This is a genomic window from Bacillus sp. SIMBA_031 (assembly GCF_046535225.1).
Lineage (GTDB): Bacteria > Bacillota > Bacilli > Bacillales > Bacillaceae > Bacillus > Bacillus velezensis.
In genome coordinates this window covers 1-389 of record NZ_JAWRXC010000054.1, presented here as the reverse complement: position 1 = coordinate 389, position 389 = coordinate 1, and the positions used below count along the sequence as shown (strand labels likewise).

The window sequence follows — 389 nt, the reverse complement described above, 5'->3', positions numbered from 1 at the left end:
AGCCCAATATTTTTCCACCCTCCCCAGAGGCATTTAAACTGGGAAGCTATGGAAATACACCTGTAGGAATGTTTACCGGAACTCCCAATATCGATATTCCGATCATGGGCTTTACTGCAGGAAATATTAATGTTCCCATTCAAATTAACTACTCTTCCAATGGAATAAAGGTTGATGAGTTGAGTGGAAAAGCAGGGCTTGGCTGGAAGTTTATTGCGGGCGGAGTTATAACAAGGGTAATCAGGGCGATTCCTGATGAAGATGGACAAAATCCGGGGCATTTTGTGAACCCTCCTGACCTTGATTCATTGAATGTTGAAGATGGAAAAGTGAGGGAGTTTTTACAGAATGCAACCTCTGGCGGAGTGGATTCTGAACCAGACATGTAC

General features: G+C 43.4%; 1 protein-coding gene. It reads left to right on the top strand.

Features of this window, described 5'->3' with window-relative positions:
• The coding region (locus SB724_RS19480) for a hypothetical protein (RefSeq protein WP_410572421.1) at positions 1-389 on the top strand (389 nt) is incomplete at both ends.